General features: G+C 55.0%; 2 protein-coding genes. Both read right to left on the reverse strand.

Translation table 11 applies throughout. From position 1 onward, the window contains the following. Position 1: 1 nt before the first annotated feature. On the reverse strand, positions 2-931 hold the full coding sequence (locus D6694_11540) for a hypothetical protein (protein RMH39047.1): 930 nt from the start codon (positions 929-931) through the stop codon (positions 2-4). 124 nt (positions 932-1,055) lie between these two features. Beyond that, the coding region (locus D6694_11545; GenBank protein RMH39048.1) for an ATP-dependent carboxylate-amine ligase at positions 1,056-1,192 on the reverse strand (137 nt) is incomplete at its 5' end.

Consider the following 1,192-nt stretch of genomic DNA (forward strand, 5'->3'; position numbering starts at 1 on the left):
CTCAGCGCTGTTGATGGGAGCAGAACTGTTCCGCCATCATCCGCTCCATCTCTTCGAGTGGTGGAAGCCCGACCTCCTTTCGACGCCGATCGACTTCTTCACGCGATGCGTCGAGAGGCGGACGGTAGACCACTTCACCCCTGTCGCAGGACATCTGTGTACCAAAGTGTTGTTTCTTCTTCGTTTTTGCCATGACGCGGTCGGTCAGCATCGCGACGTTTCGGGCGGGCAGCATGCCTTTCTTGGCAAGCTCATCCAGTTTTTCCAGCATTTCCGCCTGGAATGCCGGCAGGCTGTCCGCATGCTGGACGATGAGGAAGATCGAAGAGGCAAGACGCGGCTCGGCTTGCAACAGCCGTGTGAGGTCACGATCCTTGAGAACGTTCTTCAACGCTGCCGCATGTTCCACACGCTGGGCATTCATGACCATCACGCAGACGGTCCAGGCGGTTTGGCAGGGGTGGGCTTCATTTGGCCGGGGTGCCCCGTTTCCGTCGGCTGAAGCTTTCAGACGCGCCTGCCAAGCGTTTTCGACAATGCGGGTGAGCGCCTGGTCTTCAATGCATCGACGCGCAAGGTCAGGCAGATCGAATAGGGAACCGTTGTCGAGACGGTAGCCACAGGCTGCTCTCATGCTCCATAATCGGTTTTCCCAAGCGGCGCGAATCATAGGCCAGTTTCTTTTGAAATTTTCCGCTTCCCCCACAAATGCCTGCGCGAGTGTCGCCGGCAATCCTGCTGTCGACCCCCTGCTCGATTCTGGTTCGAATTGATGCCAGGCACAGAAAGCATGATCTGTAGCGTGTGCAGCAACGTCCCCCGTCATGTCATTGTTTTGCGAGCGCTCCACTGCCACCAGCAGGTCGTCAATACAGCTGCAGGTCAGGCAGCCGTCTCCTGGCGGGGATTCCGTTGGAGGGGCCATCCCCATGCAAAGTGCCGCAACAAGTAGAACAATGCAGTAGTGATATGACTTAAGTATCCGTGTGCTTGATAATCTCATCATGACCCCTCCCATATCGGAAATCCCCAAAATAGATAGTATTCTATTGGTACTACGAGCATGCTAGATTGGCAAGAACTTCGGCAAATGTGTCGCTTATGATGCCGCCTATCGCTTTGTCCAGCCAGTACCATTGACCTTCGGAATTGCACTCAAGAAACCAGAAATCGCCTTCCTGATCCTCAATAA

The organism is Gammaproteobacteria bacterium (assembly GCA_003696665.1).
GTDB lineage: Bacteria > Pseudomonadota > Gammaproteobacteria > Enterobacterales.